This is a genomic window from Mycetocola miduiensis (assembly GCF_900115155.1).
Taxonomy (GTDB): Bacteria; Actinomycetota; Actinomycetes; order Actinomycetales; family Microbacteriaceae; genus Mycetocola_A; species Mycetocola_A miduiensis.
On the sequence record NZ_FOVM01000001.1, the window covers coordinates 560,651 to 574,234 of the forward strand.

Consider the following 13,584-nt stretch of genomic DNA (forward strand, 5'->3'; position numbering starts at 1 on the left):
ACACCGGCCGATAGTTCAGGATGTGACGGTCCAGAAACAAGCATTAATCAGTGTGCCCGCGAAGCCGGTCAGTGTCTACGACTTCCGCCGCCCGACGACGCTTGCCCGTGAGCACTCCCGCGTCCTCGAACTGGCCTGTGAGACGTTCGCCCGTCAGTGGGGGACCCAGCTCACCGCCCAGGTGCGGGCATGGTCGCAAGTCTCCTTCGACCAGGTGCAGATGCAGACCTACGACACGTACGCGGCCTCGCTCCCAGCGACGACGGCGATGGTGCTGTGCACGCTCTCCGGACCTTCCCCCAAAGCCGTCATCCAGTTCCCGACCAGTGCTGCGCTCGGTTGGATCGACCGGATGCTCGGCGGCACGCGCGGAACGACGACTCCCGAGCGACGGTTCACCGCCGTCGAGCAGGCTCTGGTCCGTCAGCTGATGGACGACGCCCTCGACGACCTCCGCTACTCGTTCGGCGCGCTGCTCGGCGCTCCGATCGCTGTGGACTCCATTCACTACAACTCGCAGTTCGCTCAAGCCGCTGCGACGAACGAACTGATGATCGTCGCCTCCTTCACCATCCAGGTCGGCGAGCACAGCGCACCGGCCACCGTCGCCATCCCCGCCGAAGCATTGCTCGGCCAGCTCGGCGAAACTGCGCCGGTCGACACCCCTGCCGAGTTCTCGTCGATGATCAGAGGTCAGCTCACCCAGGTGCCCGTTGACGTCTCCGTTCGGCTCGCATCAGCCGACGTCCGCCCAGGAGTGATCCTCGGGCTCGCTGTCGGCGACATTCTTCCCCTTCCCCACCCCAAACACCGGCCGCTGGATGTCACCGTCGGCGGTCAGCCGCTGGCGCGCGCAGCCATGGGAGCACACGGCTCCCGGCTCGCCTGTGTCGTTGTCGAAACCCAGGAGAACAGCCGATGACCATGTCCCAGACCACCCTCCGTTCGGCCGCGGATGCAGCAGCCGCGCTGCTCCCAACGATGTCGGCGCTTCGCGCTGTCCAGGGCTATGACCGGGAGTCGATCGGCGATCGCGCCGCGAAGGCAACGGTTGCGACTCTGGTCGGCTCGCCGTCGGCCGACCTTGCCCTGGTCGTTCTCGACCAGAACGCGATCGCAGCAGCTGCTGGTGACGACTCCCCGCTCGTCTCGGCTCTCGACATCGTGCGTCCCGCCCTCGAGGCGGCATCCGCTGCCCTGGGCACCGGTGTGCTGGGGATGTCGCGAACCGAGGACGCGTCGGCACTCTTTTCCGATGAGGACACGGTGGTGTTCGCACTCATCGGGGACACCGGCACCGCGGGCTGGTTCGCTGTGCGGGTCCGCGAACACGGAACCATCGGTTTCAGCACTCGGTCTGCCGACTCGGTGGTCGGAAAGCTCAGCAGGATCAATAACGTTGAGATGGCGCTCACCGTGGAGATCGGGCGCACCCGCATGTCGGTGCGTGACGTCCTCGCCCTCGAACCCGGCGGCATCATCGAACTGGACAGGTCAGCAGGGGCACCCGCCGACGTGCTGCTCAACGGCCGGCTCATTGCCTACGGTGAGGTCGTCGTCGTCGACCAGGACTACGCGGTGCGCATCACGCAAATCCTCGATGTTGCGGATGGCCTCGACTAGATGGACACACTGTTCGTTGCGCTTCGCGTTCTGCTCTCCCTCGCCGCTGTGCTCGCGCTGCTCTGGTACGCCCAGAAGCGGATCACCCGCGGCAAAGCGAAGGGCAAGACCGCCGAGCTCGTGACCGTCGTCGGTCGACAGGGGATCGGCCTCAAGGCATCCGTTGTCGTCGTCGACGTCGACGGCACGCGCTTCCTCCTGGGAGTCACCGAAAACGCCGTCAATGTTCTGCACAGCTCGGACAGCCCAGCCACGGACATTCCAGCCGGCGCCGGGTCCCGAGTCCGACGGGTCATGGCACAGGACGAATCGCCCTCGGATGCTTTCGCCGCGACCCTCGCCGGCGTCACTAGCATCGACACGGCATCCGCCACAACGCAGGCGCTCCGGCCGCGACGCCATGCGCAGGCCGCACAGGCCGCGCAGGCCGCGCAGGCCAGCGGCTCGATCCTCTCGCCGACGACGTGGAAGCAGACCGCTGCCGCCCTCCGGCAGATCCGCTGATGACCGCACGCTCGACGCCGACAGTGCCTCGGCACATCGCGCGCCGAGTCGTAGCTGCTCTGCTTGTTCTCGCCCTCGTCGTCCTCTTTCTCCTGATCACGCCGACCGCCGCGCACGCCGTACCCGTCGACCCGACGCCACCGATCGACCCTGCCAGTCCCGCCGATCCCGGCAACGTTTCGGTTGACATCAACGGCATCAACGGAACGCCGTCGGCCGCCGTCCTGACGCTCGTCGGCATCACCCTGCTGTCTGTCGCCCCCGCGCTGCTGTTGATGATGACATCGTTCACAAAGATCTTCGTCGTTCTGGCGATGACCAGGAACGCGCTCTCCTTGCCGTCCATCCCGCCCAACCAGGTGCTCGCGGGCCTCGCCCTGTTCCTGTCGCTGTTCATCATGGCCCCTGTGCTCACCGACATTCACGCCATCGGCGTCCAGCCCTATCTCGACGGCACGCTGACCTTCACCGACGCGCTCAACGTGGGCTCAGGGCCGCTCCGCGAGTTCATGCTCGCCAACACGCGCGAGGAAGACCTCGCCCTGATGACCAGGGCAGCCGACCAGCCGAACCCGGAGAGTCCTGAGGCCGTTCCTCTCACGACTCTCATTCCCGCATTCATGATCTCCGAGTTGCGGGCCGCGTTCATCATTGGCTTCGTCATCTTCGTGCCGTTCCTCGTGATCGACCTCGTCGTCGCAGCCGCCCTCATGTCGATGGGCATGATGATGCTCCCGCCTGTGATGATCTCGCTTCCGTTCAAGATCTTGCTCTTCGTCCTCGTCGACGGCTGGGGCCTGATCATCACCTCCCTCATCTCGAGTTACGGGGTCCGCTGATGGACTCCAATGCCGTTCTCGACGTCGCCCTGCAGGGGCTTATCATCGCCGCCAAGCTCTCCGCCCCTGTGCTGGTCACCGCGCTGGTGGTCGGGTTCGCCATCTCGCTCCTGCAGTCGATCACCCAGATCCAGGAGGTCACGCTTTCCTTCGTCCCCAAGGCGATCGCAGTCGCACTGGCCCTGCTCGTCGCCGGTCACTGGATGATCTCTGAGATCGTCTCGTTCACCCACCGGATGTTCGACATGATCCCGTCGCTTTTGAACGGGGGATGAGATGTCGATTTCTCTCGACTTCGCGTGGATCGAAGCCGTCCTGCTCGCGAGCGTCCGCATGGTGGCGTTCCTCGTGATCGCTCCCCCGTTCTCCTACGGCGCCATCCCTGTGCGGATCAAGGGGATGCTCGGGGTCGCCCTCGCGCTTGCCGTCTCGCCCCGCCTCACCCCGGGCTACGAGTCCTTCGCAACGGCCGATTTCCTCATCGCCCTTGTCGCCGAGATCCTCATCGGCGCGGTCCTCGGATTCCTCGTGATGCTCGTCTTCGCCGCCGTCCAGTCGGCCGGAAACCTTATCGACATGTTCGGCGGTTTCCAAATGGCGCAGGGATTCGACCCACAGTCGATGATCAACGGTGCCCAGTTCTCCCGGCTGTTCCACATGACCGCGCTCGCCCTCTTGTTCGCATCCGGCGGCTACCAGCTCATCTTCGGCGGGCTGGTGCGCACCTTCAGCGCCCTGCCGCTGGGCGGCATGATCGACTTCACCGCCCCCGCAGAGGCGATGACCCACGGTGTCACCCAGATGTTCCTCGCCTCCGTGCAGATCGCCGGGCCGTTGCTCGTCGTCCTCTTCCTCGCGGATGCCGGGCTCGGACTGCTCAGCCGTGTCGCCCCCGCCCTCAACGCGTTCGCACTCGGGTTCCCGCTCAAGATCTTTTTGACGCTCACCCTCGTCACCGTGACCTTCGTCGCGCTCCCACAGGTCGTCTCTTCCCTCACCAACGACGCCTTCGAGCAGATGATGGGGGTGCGCTGATGGCCGAATCGGACTCATCGGAACGTACAGAGCAAGCAACAGACAAGCGGATGAAAGAGGTCCGGTCAAAGGGCCAACTGTCGAAGTCGCAGGACCTGACCGCCTGGCTGGGTATCGGCGCCGCCGCCCTGATGATGCCGGCCACGATCGCCATCGCCGCGGACGCCGGGACGATGCAGCTGTTCCAGATCGGGGCCATCGCGTCGAACCCGGATCCGGGCGAGGCACTGGGCGCGCTCGGCCTGGGCCTCGGATCCCTCCTGTCGAGTCTCGCCCCGATCCTCGCCGTCGTCGGCATCGTGGTCCTGGTCGGGTCGGTCGCTCAGGGCGTGCACGTCAAAAAGTTCACTGGCAAGTACGAACAGTTCAACCTGGTATCCGGCATGAAACGTGTCTTCGGAATGCAGGCGGTGTGGCAGGGCGTGAAGGCGCTGCTGAAGACGGTCGTCGTCGGCCTCGTCCTGTACCTCGTGATCCAGGGCCTGATGCCGCTGCTCATGGGAGCAGGCAACCTATCCGTGTCGGCGGTCCTCGAGGCCGCTGCGGCCGGCACCGGGTCACTCCTCCAGACCGCCGTCGCCGCCGGTCTCGTGCTCGCCGCGATCGACGTCTTCGTCGTTCTCCGCCGCAACCGCAAGCGAACACGGATGACGAAGAAAGAGGTGCGCGACGAGAACAAAAGCACCGACGGAGACCCCCTCGTCAAATCGCAGCGCCGCTCCCGACAGCTCGCCATGAGTCGCAACCGGATGATCGCATCCGTCGCCGGCTCGGACGTCGTTCTCGTCAACCCCACCCACGTCGCCGTCGCGCTCAGCTATGAACCCGGCAAGTCCGCGCCCCGCGTCGTCGCCAAAGGCTCCGGCATCATTGCTGCCCGCATCCGAGCCGAAGCCGAAGCGAAAGGCGTCCCCATGGTGCAGGACATCCCGCTCGCCCGGGCACTGCACGCCGCCTGCGAACTCGGACAGGAGATCCCCGTGGATCTCTACAACGCCGTCGCGCAAGTTCTCATGTTCGTGATGTCGCTTCGCCGCCGCGGTGCAACCCGGGGCATGCACACCATGACTTCACCCGTTCTCAGCCCAGGAGGCGCTTGACGTGAACCGAAACCTCTCCAAGATCGCCGTTCCGCTCGGCGTCGTCGGCATCCTCATGCTGCTCATCGTCCCCGTCCCCGCCGGGCTGCTCGACGTGCTCATCATCATCAACATTCTCTTCGCGCTCGTCATCCTGCTCACCACGATGTTCGTACGCAAACCGCTCGACTTCTCGGTGTTCCCCTCCCTGCTGCTCGTCGCGACGCTGTTCCGGCTGGGCCTGAACGTGGCATCCACCCGGCTCGTCCTCGGTGACGGGTACGCCGGGCAGGTGATCGAAGCGTTCGGCCACGTCGCCGTCGGCGGATCCATCGTGATCGGCGCCGTCGTCTTCCTCATCCTCGTCGTCATCCAGTTCGTCGTCGTCACCAAGGGCGCGGAGCGGGTCGCCGAAGTCGGCGCGCGCTTCACCCTCGACGCCATGCCTGGCAAGCAGATGGCGATCGACGCCGACCTCAACGCCGGCCTCATCACCGACATCCAGGCCCGCGAGCGCCGCGCTGAGGTCTCGGCTGAAGCCGACTTCTACGGAGCGATGGACGGCGCCTCGAAGTTCGTCAAGGGTGACGCGATCGCCGGCATCATCATCATCATCATCAACGTCGTCGGCGGCATCGCGATCGGCATGCTGCAGAACGGCATGGAGATCGGTGAAGCCGTCAGCACGTACACGCTCCTCACCATCGGCGACGGCCTGGTCACCCAGATTCCAGCGTTGCTGATGGCGGTGTCTACTGGCATGATCGTGACGCGATCGAATGCCGAATCCGACATGGGGTCGACCGCATCCGCCCAGCTGTCCCAGTCGAGAAACGCCCTGATGATCGCCGGAGGCGCGGCGATCGCGATGGCGCTGATTCCCGGCATGCCGGTGCTCCCGTTCATCGGGGTTGGGCTCTTCCTGCTCTTCGCAGCGCAGCGGATCAAGACCTCCGAAGCCGCGAAGAAGGCATCGGAGGAGCTGGCCGAAAGCGAAGACAACGCTCCCCGCTCGGAGACGACGGAGGAACTGATGGAGCGGATGCGTGTGCACGCGCTCGAGATCCTGCTCGCGCCCGACCTGGTCAGCATGGTATCCGGGTCCTCCGACGACCTGCTTGCCCGGGTGAGGGCGCTGCGCCGCACCATCGCCATGGACCTCGGCGTCATCGTCCCACCGGTACGGACCCGGGACAGCGTCGACCTGCCATCGTCGACCTACGTCATCCGGATCGCGGGCGTCGAAGCCGGCCGGGGCCTCGCACCGACCGGTAAGGTGCTCGCCCTCGGCGACGCCCTCGACACGTTGCCCGGGCAGTCGACGGTGGAGCCGGTCTTCGGGCTGGTCGGCAAATGGGTGCCGCAGGAGATGCGGCACAGCGCGGAAATGACGGGCGCGACGGTGATCGACCGGGTCTCGGTCGTTGTCACGCACCTGTCGTCGATCATCACCGGCAACGCGGCCCGGCTGCTGACCCGTGAAGACGTGCGGCTTCTCACAGACGGCATCAAACAGGTCAACCCGTCGGCCGTCGACGAGCTCACCCCGTCACTGCTGAGCCTCGCCGAAATCCAGCGCGTGCTGCAGGGGCTGCTCGCCGAACAGATCCCCATCAACGACCTGTCGCGAATCTACGAGGCGCTCTCACTGCGGGCGAAGGTCTCCACCGATCCGGAAGGACTGATCGAAGCCGCCCGCCAGTCGCTCGGCCCTGCCCTGTCGAGCCAGTACCTCGACGGACGCACACTGCGGGTGATCATGATCGACCCCACGCTCGAGCAGTCCATGCTCGAAGCCATGCGGCCGTCCGAATTCGGCACCCAGATCCTGCTCGATGCGACCAGGATCGAATCGCTGTTCGCCTCGCTGAGGGGTGCAGTGGCACGGGCGGAAGCAAATGGGCATTCCGCGGTCCTGGTCTGCGCACCCGCGCTCCGCCCCGCGATCAAGCGCCTTGTGTCTGGCCAGTCGCATGGTCTTCCTGTGCTGTCCTATCAGGAGGCAGGCGCCGCGAACGTCGACATCGAGACCGTGGGGGTGATCGGCGATGCCCAATCGATTCCGGCGTCCTGACCTTGAAGCACCGCAGGTGCAGCAGCCCGCACCGGCGGTACCACCCGGAATGGCCGCGCTTCTCGATTCGATCGACGGCGAGGAACGCGAGCTGCACACGGATGGCAGCGGAACGGCGCCCGCCCCTGGTGCCCGGGCGTTCGCCCAGGTGCTCGACGACCTCACGGCAAATCTCGCGCCGGAGCCCCCGGTTCTGCCCCGGCGCCTTCTGCGCCGGGCATATGTCCCTCGCCCGTTGGGCGCGCCCGGTGACCTGATTCTCGTGATCGGTGCTTCCGTCGACGCGCTCTCAGTGGTCCGCTCGATGGCGGCGGCGTCGACCACGCGCGAGATCGCGGTGGCCGGTTCGATCGAGCTGGCCGGAGCGGTCAGGGTCGACGACCGTCGCACCGCAGTTCGCGCCCGTGCGATCGGAGTGCACACCGCCAGCCCGGTCTTCGTCGCGTTCGGGCTCGACCGCGACTCGGTCACACGCTCTGGCTGGGACAAGCTCGTGCAGAGCATCTCGCCCGACCAGGTGTGGGTCGCCGTCGATGCCGGCCGGAAGCCGGACGACACGGCGCTCTGGGTCAACACCGTCGCGTCCCGCATCCCGGTCGATGCGGTGGCCGTCGAAGGCAGCGCGCTCACCGCGAGCCCGGAGACGGTCGAGGAACTGAACCTGCCCATCGGTTGGGTGGACGGCCTCGCGCCTGGGACGGCCCGGTCGCCCCGACCGGTATGGGATAGTTGAGCGGATGCTAGTTCTCACACGCAAACCCGGCGAGCGTATCCTCATCGGCGACGACATCGTCGTGACTTTCCTCGAATCCCGTGGCGACAGCATCCGGATCGGTATCGACGCACCGTCGGGCGTCAAGATCCAGCGCGACGAGATCGTCCAGGCCGTCACCGAGGCCAACCGCGCAGCGGTAGAGGTGGACTCCTCCGCCGAAGACCGCATCAAGGCGGCGCTGGGCTACCTGCCCCCGACCGCCGGCTGACCGCGCGCGCTTTCACGCACTTCGGACGTACACCCCCGGCGCACCGCGTGACGCCGTCCGCACCGCGTGATCGGGCGACGCGAGGCCGTCGTTGCGGCTATCGGGCGGCGGACGCCAGTTCGGCCTTCAGCGGCCAGTCCTGACCTTCGAGAATGATCTGGGCGCATCCGCCCGTCACCCGGTTGAGAACGATCGGGGCCATGAGGTTGACCGTCGTCGCTTCGTTCTCTCCCGGGTTGATCACGACGAGGACGGACGCGTCCTCTGCGGCCTTCAGGCCGAGCAGTTCGCACTGCTCGTCAGTGATCGTCGGCTGGTAGCGCCGAAGGTGGAGCCCGGCGTCGAGGACGAACAGCCGGGGACCGCCCTCGGCCGTCGATGTCAGCGAATACAGCCCCGGTGCGCCGTCGGTCTCGACCAGGGAGAAGTCCACCAGCGGTTCAAGCCCGGGCGGAGGGACGAGGAAGCGGAGCGCGCTCACCGGAGGAAGTCCATCAGGGTTGGCTGCAGGACGCGAGCCGTGACCGCGAGGGCGGTCTGGTACGACACCTGCTGGACCTGGAGGTCGAGGATGATCTTCGCGAGGTCGACATCCTCCACTTCGGAGCGCTGTGCTTCGAGTGACACGGACTTTTCCACGTTGACCTCCATGGCCCGCTGGATTTCGGCGTGACGGGCGCCGACTGTGGCGTGCTGGCCAAGAATTGCCTGCTGGTGTCCGTCGACCGCAGCAAGGTGGCTGCCAATATTGGCGCCGCCGCGCAGGTCGCTGACGATGGTTGAGACGAGCGCGAACACGGAATCGCTTCCGACTCCGAAGACGGCGGCGCCGTCGGCGTCGACCCGTACGGTTGTGCCCGATCCGACCCGACGCTCCACACTGGCACCGGCCGCACCAGTGTGAGCGAACGTTGCAGTGAATGCCTTACCGACGTCGGAGTTGCCCGCGAAGACGGAGCGGCCGAGGTAGGTGGTGTTCGCCTCGCTGAGCAGTTCGGACTGCAGACTCTCGAGCTCAACAGCGATCGCCTCTTTGGCCGCCGGCGACAAAGCGCCATCGTTGGCGCCCTTCACCGTCAGGTCGCGGATCTTGTGCATCAGAACCGTCGCATTCGAGAGAGCGGAGTCGACGGTGGTCAGCCAGGCGTCGCCATCGCTGATGTTTCGGCCGTACTGCTCGTTGGCGCGCTGATCAGCACGGATCGAGAGGGCGGTCGCCGTGCCGGTCGGATCATCCGACGGTCGACCGATGAGCTTCTGACTGGATGCCTGCTCCTGCAGCTTCGCCATCTGGCTCATGTTCGACTGCAGGTTGGTGAGCGCAGAGCGCATCATCGTCTGGCTTGTCACGCGTGCGATCACGGCCTACCTCCCGACAATTCCGGTGCGATTGATCAGCGTATCGAGCATTTCGTCGACGGCGGTCATCACCCGGGCTGCACCCTGGTACGCGGACTGGAACATGACCAGGTTGACGTTCTCCTCGTCCAGGTCGACGGAGGCGTTGGCCAGTTGCGCATTCGACGCGGATGACGCGGCCAATTCGGCGAGAGCGGCCTGCTGCAGTTCGGTGCGGGCGATCACGCCGGTGCGGGTGACGAAACCCGCCCAGACGGCGTCCGGCGAAGCCGCCGTGGTGCCGATCTGGGAGATGGCATCGGCGGTCGATCCGTCGAGTCCGCCGGCGCCGGGGGAAGCTGCGGCGATACCGCTCGCGTCTTGCGGAACCACCGACAGCCCGCGAGCAGCGGGGCCGGTTGCGCTGATGGTGAAGAAGTCGAGACCGACAGTGCCGGTCGCGGTGGCGCCGGTGCGGTGAATGGCGTTGACCTGGGTCGCAAGCGCGGTGGCGAGGTCGTTGTATGACTGGGCCGCCTCGGCGATAGCTCCGCCCGTTCTCGTGGCGTCGCTGGGGGCGAGCACAGAGACCGCTCCGGCGATTTCTCCTCCGGCCAGTGCCACCGCGCTGCCGGGGCGATGCGCCCACTCGAGCCGCACCGGGGCGTCCGCAGCACCGTCCAGGCGGTAGGAACCAACCACGCTCACCGGCCGGACCGTGTCGCCCGAGACAATCGCGTTGCCGGCGAGGAGAACGTCGATCGTGCCGTCCGGGCGTTCGGCTACTGTCGCCCCCGTCAGGGCGGCAATGGTCGTCGTGAGCGAGTTGCGCTGGTCGACGAGTTCGTTGACTGATCCGCCTGCGGCGAGGGTGGTGCGGATGCTCACGTTCAGGTTCGCGACCTGTGCCGCGGCCGAGTTGAGTTCCTCGGCCATTCCACTGAGCTCGCTGCGCGCGTGGGACCACTGTGCGTCCATCTCGCCGTAACCGCGCTCGATCTGGGAGACGAGTACACCGGCCTGCTCGAGGACGATGCCGGCGGCCGCCGATGTCCCTGCGCTGTTGGACAGGCCCTGCCACGATGCCCAGAACTCCTGTAGCTGCGCAGAGAGCCCGTTCTCACCCGGTTCGCGGAGCGAAGACTCGACGTCGCCGAGGACGTTGGCCCGAACGGCGGAATATCCGGCGAGGCCAGCCGATGACCGTACCCGCGCGTCGAGGTAGACGTTTCCGAGCCTCGCGATCGAATCGACAGAGACCCCGCCGCCCGGCCGGGGGGTTGAGGTCGCCAGTGGCCCGACTGAGCCGAGAGCGCCGATGGCGCTCGTGGTGACCCGCTGCCGGGTGTAGCCGACGGTGTTTGCGTTGGCGATATTCTGGCCGACGACGTCGAGCCCCTGCCGTGCGGCAATCAGTCCGGTGTATGCGGTGTTCAAGCCGCTGAAAGTGCTCATTGCTTCCGTCACAGGTCCTTGTCGAAAAGGCGGGCGGCGCTGGACTGGGCGTCGGCGGCACCGCTCGCGTTGTAAACGCCTGATTCAGCGGATGCCTGTGCGAGTGTCTCCTGGGTCGACCGGGAAGCTGCGCGGAGCATGCGCTCGTTGGTGTCGCGGAGAACAGTGATGTCGGCCGTCAGCTGCGTCAGGGCGGCCAGGTGGTTCGCGAAGATATCCGACCATGGGCCAGCCGGCGCGTGGTCGATGAGGTGGCGGAGGGTGGCATCCTCGCTGGTTCCCCAGGTCAGGGCGACGGTGGACACTTCAACACTGCGGGCGAGCCCGACATCGCGGAGGCTAGCCACCACCTGTTCTATCTCGTTCGTGGCGTGGTGCAGCCACCTGGTCTTCCCGGTTGTCAGTAGGAGGTGCTCGACCTCGAGTTTGAAGACGAGCAGCTCGAGGAGCTCTCGTTCTCGCCAGATCAGCGCAGAGAGCTCGTTGGCGCCCATGTCATCCAACTTCCGGGATCCGTCGGGTAGTGCACTCGCTGCGCGGGGCAGGAGTGCGATGTCGGCTTCGCTCATGCGTGAGCACTCCTCGTCGTTGGTCATTTCCAACTATCGGCGAGGGTGAGGACCATGTTAGGGCGTATGCCCGCGACATCGGCGCTATTTTCCGGTGACCATTTCGGCGAAGCCGGGCGGCGGATCCGGCGGTTCGGTGGACGTGCTCGCTGCCGACCATGTCCCAACCTACCGGTGGAGAACCTAGAGCTTGACGCCCTTGGCAGCCATGAACGGCTCCGGGTTGGTGAAGTCGCCGCCGATGCGGATCTTGAGGTCGAGGTGGCAGCCGCTCACGACACCCGTAGCACCGACGTTCGCGACGACTGTGCCCGGCTCAACGAGCTGGCCCTGTGACACCTTGAAGGAGCCGGTCTGGACGTGCCCGTAGATGGACTCGACTCCGCCGCCGTGGTCGACGATCACACGCTGTCCATAAGCACCGCCCGAGCCGGTGAAGGTGACCCGGCCGGCAGAAACTGCCTTGATCGGGGTGCCGCAGCTTGCGCTGAAGTCGACACCGTCGTGGAACGAATTCGAGCAGCCCGCACTGTTACAGATCAGCCCGCGAGGACCGTACCTCGATGAAATCGCGCCTGCGAGAGGCCGGATCCAGGTGCCGTCGCCGCCAACGAACGCTGCGTAGTCGGTGGACGTGGAAGTGGACGTGGACGACTTGGCGCGGCTGGCCGCGAGCTTGGCGGCCTCTGCTGCCGCCTTCGCTGCTGCTGCCGCCTGGAGCTCTTCTGCCGACGTGGCTGAGTAGCTGTCGCGCGCAAGCGCGGGGCGGGTCCAGGTCGGAACAGTGAGCGACTGGGCACCAGTGGCGTGGACCGGAGCGGCCGTTACGGCGTCCTCGGTGGAGAAGGCGTATGCCGGAAGCGCGACCGTGCCGAAGATGGAGGGCACGGCGATCGCGACGATCAGGAGAGACCGGATCGACTTCCACCTGGACTGCTTGGGAACGGACCGTACCGAAGCTGGCACGGGCGTTGCCGCCATCCGTGCGGCCAGGCGAGCGCGCGATGGCGCCGGGACAGAACTCGTCGGCACTGCGGTGGTTGCGGGCTGTGCGGTCGGTTCGGCATCGACCATGACGACGGGTTGCGCCACCTCAGCCGGCTCGTCACGGTCGTCGGTCTCGGTCGGCTCGGCGGTGTCAGCGGTCGCGGAAGCGGCCGGCTGCTCGACGGGGACGACAGCTGAATTGTCCGCCGGAGCGCCGGTTGCGGCGGCCGAGCGGGCAGCAGCACGCAGGCTCCTGCGGGTCGGGAGGGCGGTCGTCACGTCGAGCGCAGAGTCACCGCCGGTGCCGTTGTCGGGCTCGCGGCTGGTCTCGTCACTCATCAATAATCTCCGTGCGTGGCAGCGATCGGCCCCGCGGCATCCGTTTTGTGGATACTCCGCGCGGTCGTCCTGACGCCTAACGTTCTCGGGCGGGCAGCGGCCAAATTGAGCCGCGCCGGACTTTCGGGTACATCCGAGGGTACTGGATCATTCCTGAGAGGACCATCCCAGTTCGGGTGACTTGGTCGGCGACGAGCGGGTACGGTCGACTTCCATGGCCGTATTACTGCGCGAACCGTCGCTCGAGGACGCCGCTGATCTGGGCCGGGTCCACCAGCAATGCTGGGTCGAAACGTATGAAGACCTCGTTCCTCGAGAGTTCTGGGAGCACTCCACAGAAGCCCGCCGGATCGGTATGTGGGAACGGATGCTCCGCCGACAGGAACCTCAACGCCGCCTGGTCGTTGCCGAGGTCGACGGCTCCATCGTCGGGTTCGCCCTCGCTGGGGTCGCCGTGTCGAGGGAACACCCCGATGTGCCGCCGGCCGAGGCGCTCGAGGTTCGCATGCTGTATCTGAAACGCTCATTCCACGGCAGCGGAATTGGGCAGCAATTGCTCGACGCGGTGCTTTTCGCCGGCGAGGCGGCCCAGCTCTGGGTGGCCGAACAAAATCCTCGGGCACAGGCCTTCTACCGCCGCAACGGCTTCACCCCCGATGGCAGCCGGGATAAGCGACCACACCAGGGAGCCGACCTGACAGCGATCCGGATGCTGCGCCCAGCGTCTCCGGTCGGCTGAGTCGGATACCGCCGCCACAA

16 protein-coding genes are annotated in these 13,584 nt (G+C 66.3%); 11 read left to right on the forward strand and 5 right to left on the reverse strand.

Annotated elements, in window-relative coordinates:
• Nucleotides 1-52: 52 nt before the first annotated feature.
• From BM197_RS02745 to csrA, 10 genes are read left to right on the forward strand one after another with little or no spacing between them, the layout of a single operon-like run.
• A complete protein-coding gene (locus tag BM197_RS02745) occupies nucleotides 53-922 on the forward strand; it encodes a flagellar motor switch protein FliM (protein WP_245762345.1) in 870 nt (289 codons plus the stop codon).
• Nucleotides 919-1,623 carry a flagellar motor switch protein FliN gene (fliN, locus tag BM197_RS02750; protein WP_090708571.1) on the forward strand — a complete coding sequence of 235 codons (705 nt, stop codon included), beginning with the start codon at nucleotides 919-921 and terminating at the stop codon, nucleotides 1,621-1,623. The genes BM197_RS02745 and fliN overlap by 4 nt, the downstream gene beginning before the upstream one ends.
• A complete protein-coding gene (locus BM197_RS02755; RefSeq protein WP_090708572.1) occupies nucleotides 1,624-2,127 on the forward strand; it encodes a flagellar biosynthetic protein FliO in 504 nt (167 codons plus the stop codon).
• Nucleotides 2,127-2,966 (forward strand): flagellar type III secretion system pore protein FliP, encoded by an 840-nt coding sequence (gene fliP / locus BM197_RS02760; protein WP_090708574.1) that lies wholly within the window; start codon nucleotides 2,127-2,129, stop codon nucleotides 2,964-2,966. The genes BM197_RS02755 and fliP overlap by 1 nt, the downstream gene beginning before the upstream one ends.
• Nucleotides 2,966-3,241: a flagellar biosynthesis protein FliQ gene (gene fliQ / locus BM197_RS02765; protein WP_090708577.1), complete on the forward strand. Its 276-nt coding sequence runs from the start codon at nucleotides 2,966-2,968 to the stop codon at nucleotides 3,239-3,241. Before fliP ends, fliQ begins: the two co-directional genes overlap by 1 nt.
• A 1-nt stretch (nucleotide 3,242) precedes the next feature.
• The gene (gene fliR / locus BM197_RS02770) at nucleotides 3,243-4,001 is read left to right on the forward strand and encodes a flagellar biosynthetic protein FliR (protein WP_090708579.1); all 759 of its coding nucleotides are present in this window, start codon (nucleotides 3,243-3,245) and stop codon (nucleotides 3,999-4,001) included.
• The gene (locus tag BM197_RS02775; protein ID WP_090708580.1) at nucleotides 4,001-5,101 is read left to right on the forward strand and encodes an EscU/YscU/HrcU family type III secretion system export apparatus switch protein; all 1,101 of its coding nucleotides are present in this window, start codon (nucleotides 4,001-4,003) and stop codon (nucleotides 5,099-5,101) included. Before fliR ends, BM197_RS02775 begins: the two co-directional genes overlap by 1 nt.
• Nucleotides 5,102-5,156: 55 nt before the next feature.
• Entirely contained in the window at nucleotides 5,157-7,154 is a 1,998-nt protein-coding gene (locus BM197_RS02780; protein WP_425435672.1) for a flagellar biosynthesis protein FlhA, read from the forward strand.
• A complete protein-coding gene (locus BM197_RS02785; protein WP_143094961.1) occupies nucleotides 7,129-7,887 on the forward strand; it encodes a hypothetical protein in 759 nt (252 codons plus the stop codon). Before BM197_RS02780 ends, BM197_RS02785 begins: the two co-directional genes overlap by 26 nt.
• A gap of 4 nt (nucleotides 7,888-7,891) precedes the next feature.
• Nucleotides 7,892-8,137: a carbon storage regulator CsrA gene (gene csrA, locus BM197_RS02790; RefSeq protein WP_090708585.1), complete on the forward strand. Its 246-nt coding sequence runs from the start codon at nucleotides 7,892-7,894 to the stop codon at nucleotides 8,135-8,137.
• Between the two features lie 97 nt (nucleotides 8,138-8,234).
• Here the strand turns inward: csrA and BM197_RS02795 are convergent, their stop codons facing one another.
• The 5 genes from BM197_RS02795 to BM197_RS02815 form a co-directional block, all read right to left on the reverse strand.
• Nucleotides 8,235-8,618: a flagellar assembly protein FliW gene (locus BM197_RS02795; protein WP_090708587.1), complete on the reverse strand. Its 384-nt coding sequence runs from the start codon at nucleotides 8,616-8,618 to the stop codon at nucleotides 8,235-8,237.
• Complete coding sequence (gene flgL / locus BM197_RS02800) at nucleotides 8,615-9,499, reverse strand: flagellar hook-associated protein FlgL (protein ID WP_090708588.1); 885 nt, start codon at nucleotides 9,497-9,499, stop codon at nucleotides 8,615-8,617. Before flgL ends, BM197_RS02795 begins: the two co-directional genes overlap by 4 nt.
• A 3-nt stretch (nucleotides 9,500-9,502) precedes the next feature.
• The gene (flgK, locus tag BM197_RS02805) at nucleotides 9,503-10,930 is read right to left on the reverse strand and encodes a flagellar hook-associated protein FlgK (RefSeq protein ID WP_090708590.1); all 1,428 of its coding nucleotides are present in this window, start codon (nucleotides 10,928-10,930) and stop codon (nucleotides 9,503-9,505) included.
• Between the two features lie 8 nt (nucleotides 10,931-10,938).
• Nucleotides 10,939-11,499, reverse strand: a complete 561-nt coding sequence (locus tag BM197_RS02810) for a flagellar protein FlgN (RefSeq protein ID WP_245762346.1) — start codon at nucleotides 11,497-11,499, stop codon at nucleotides 10,939-10,941.
• 183 nt (nucleotides 11,500-11,682) lie between these two features.
• Nucleotides 11,683-12,825: a M23 family metallopeptidase gene (locus tag BM197_RS02815; RefSeq protein WP_090708591.1), complete on the reverse strand. Its 1,143-nt coding sequence runs from the start codon at nucleotides 12,823-12,825 to the stop codon at nucleotides 11,683-11,685.
• Nucleotides 12,826-13,039: 214 nt separating this feature from the next.
• Between BM197_RS02815 and BM197_RS02820 the strand changes: the two genes are divergently transcribed.
• Entirely contained in the window at nucleotides 13,040-13,564 is a 525-nt protein-coding gene (locus BM197_RS02820) for a GNAT family N-acetyltransferase (protein ID WP_090708593.1), read from the forward strand.
• The last annotated feature ends 20 nt before the right edge of the window (nucleotides 13,565-13,584 follow it).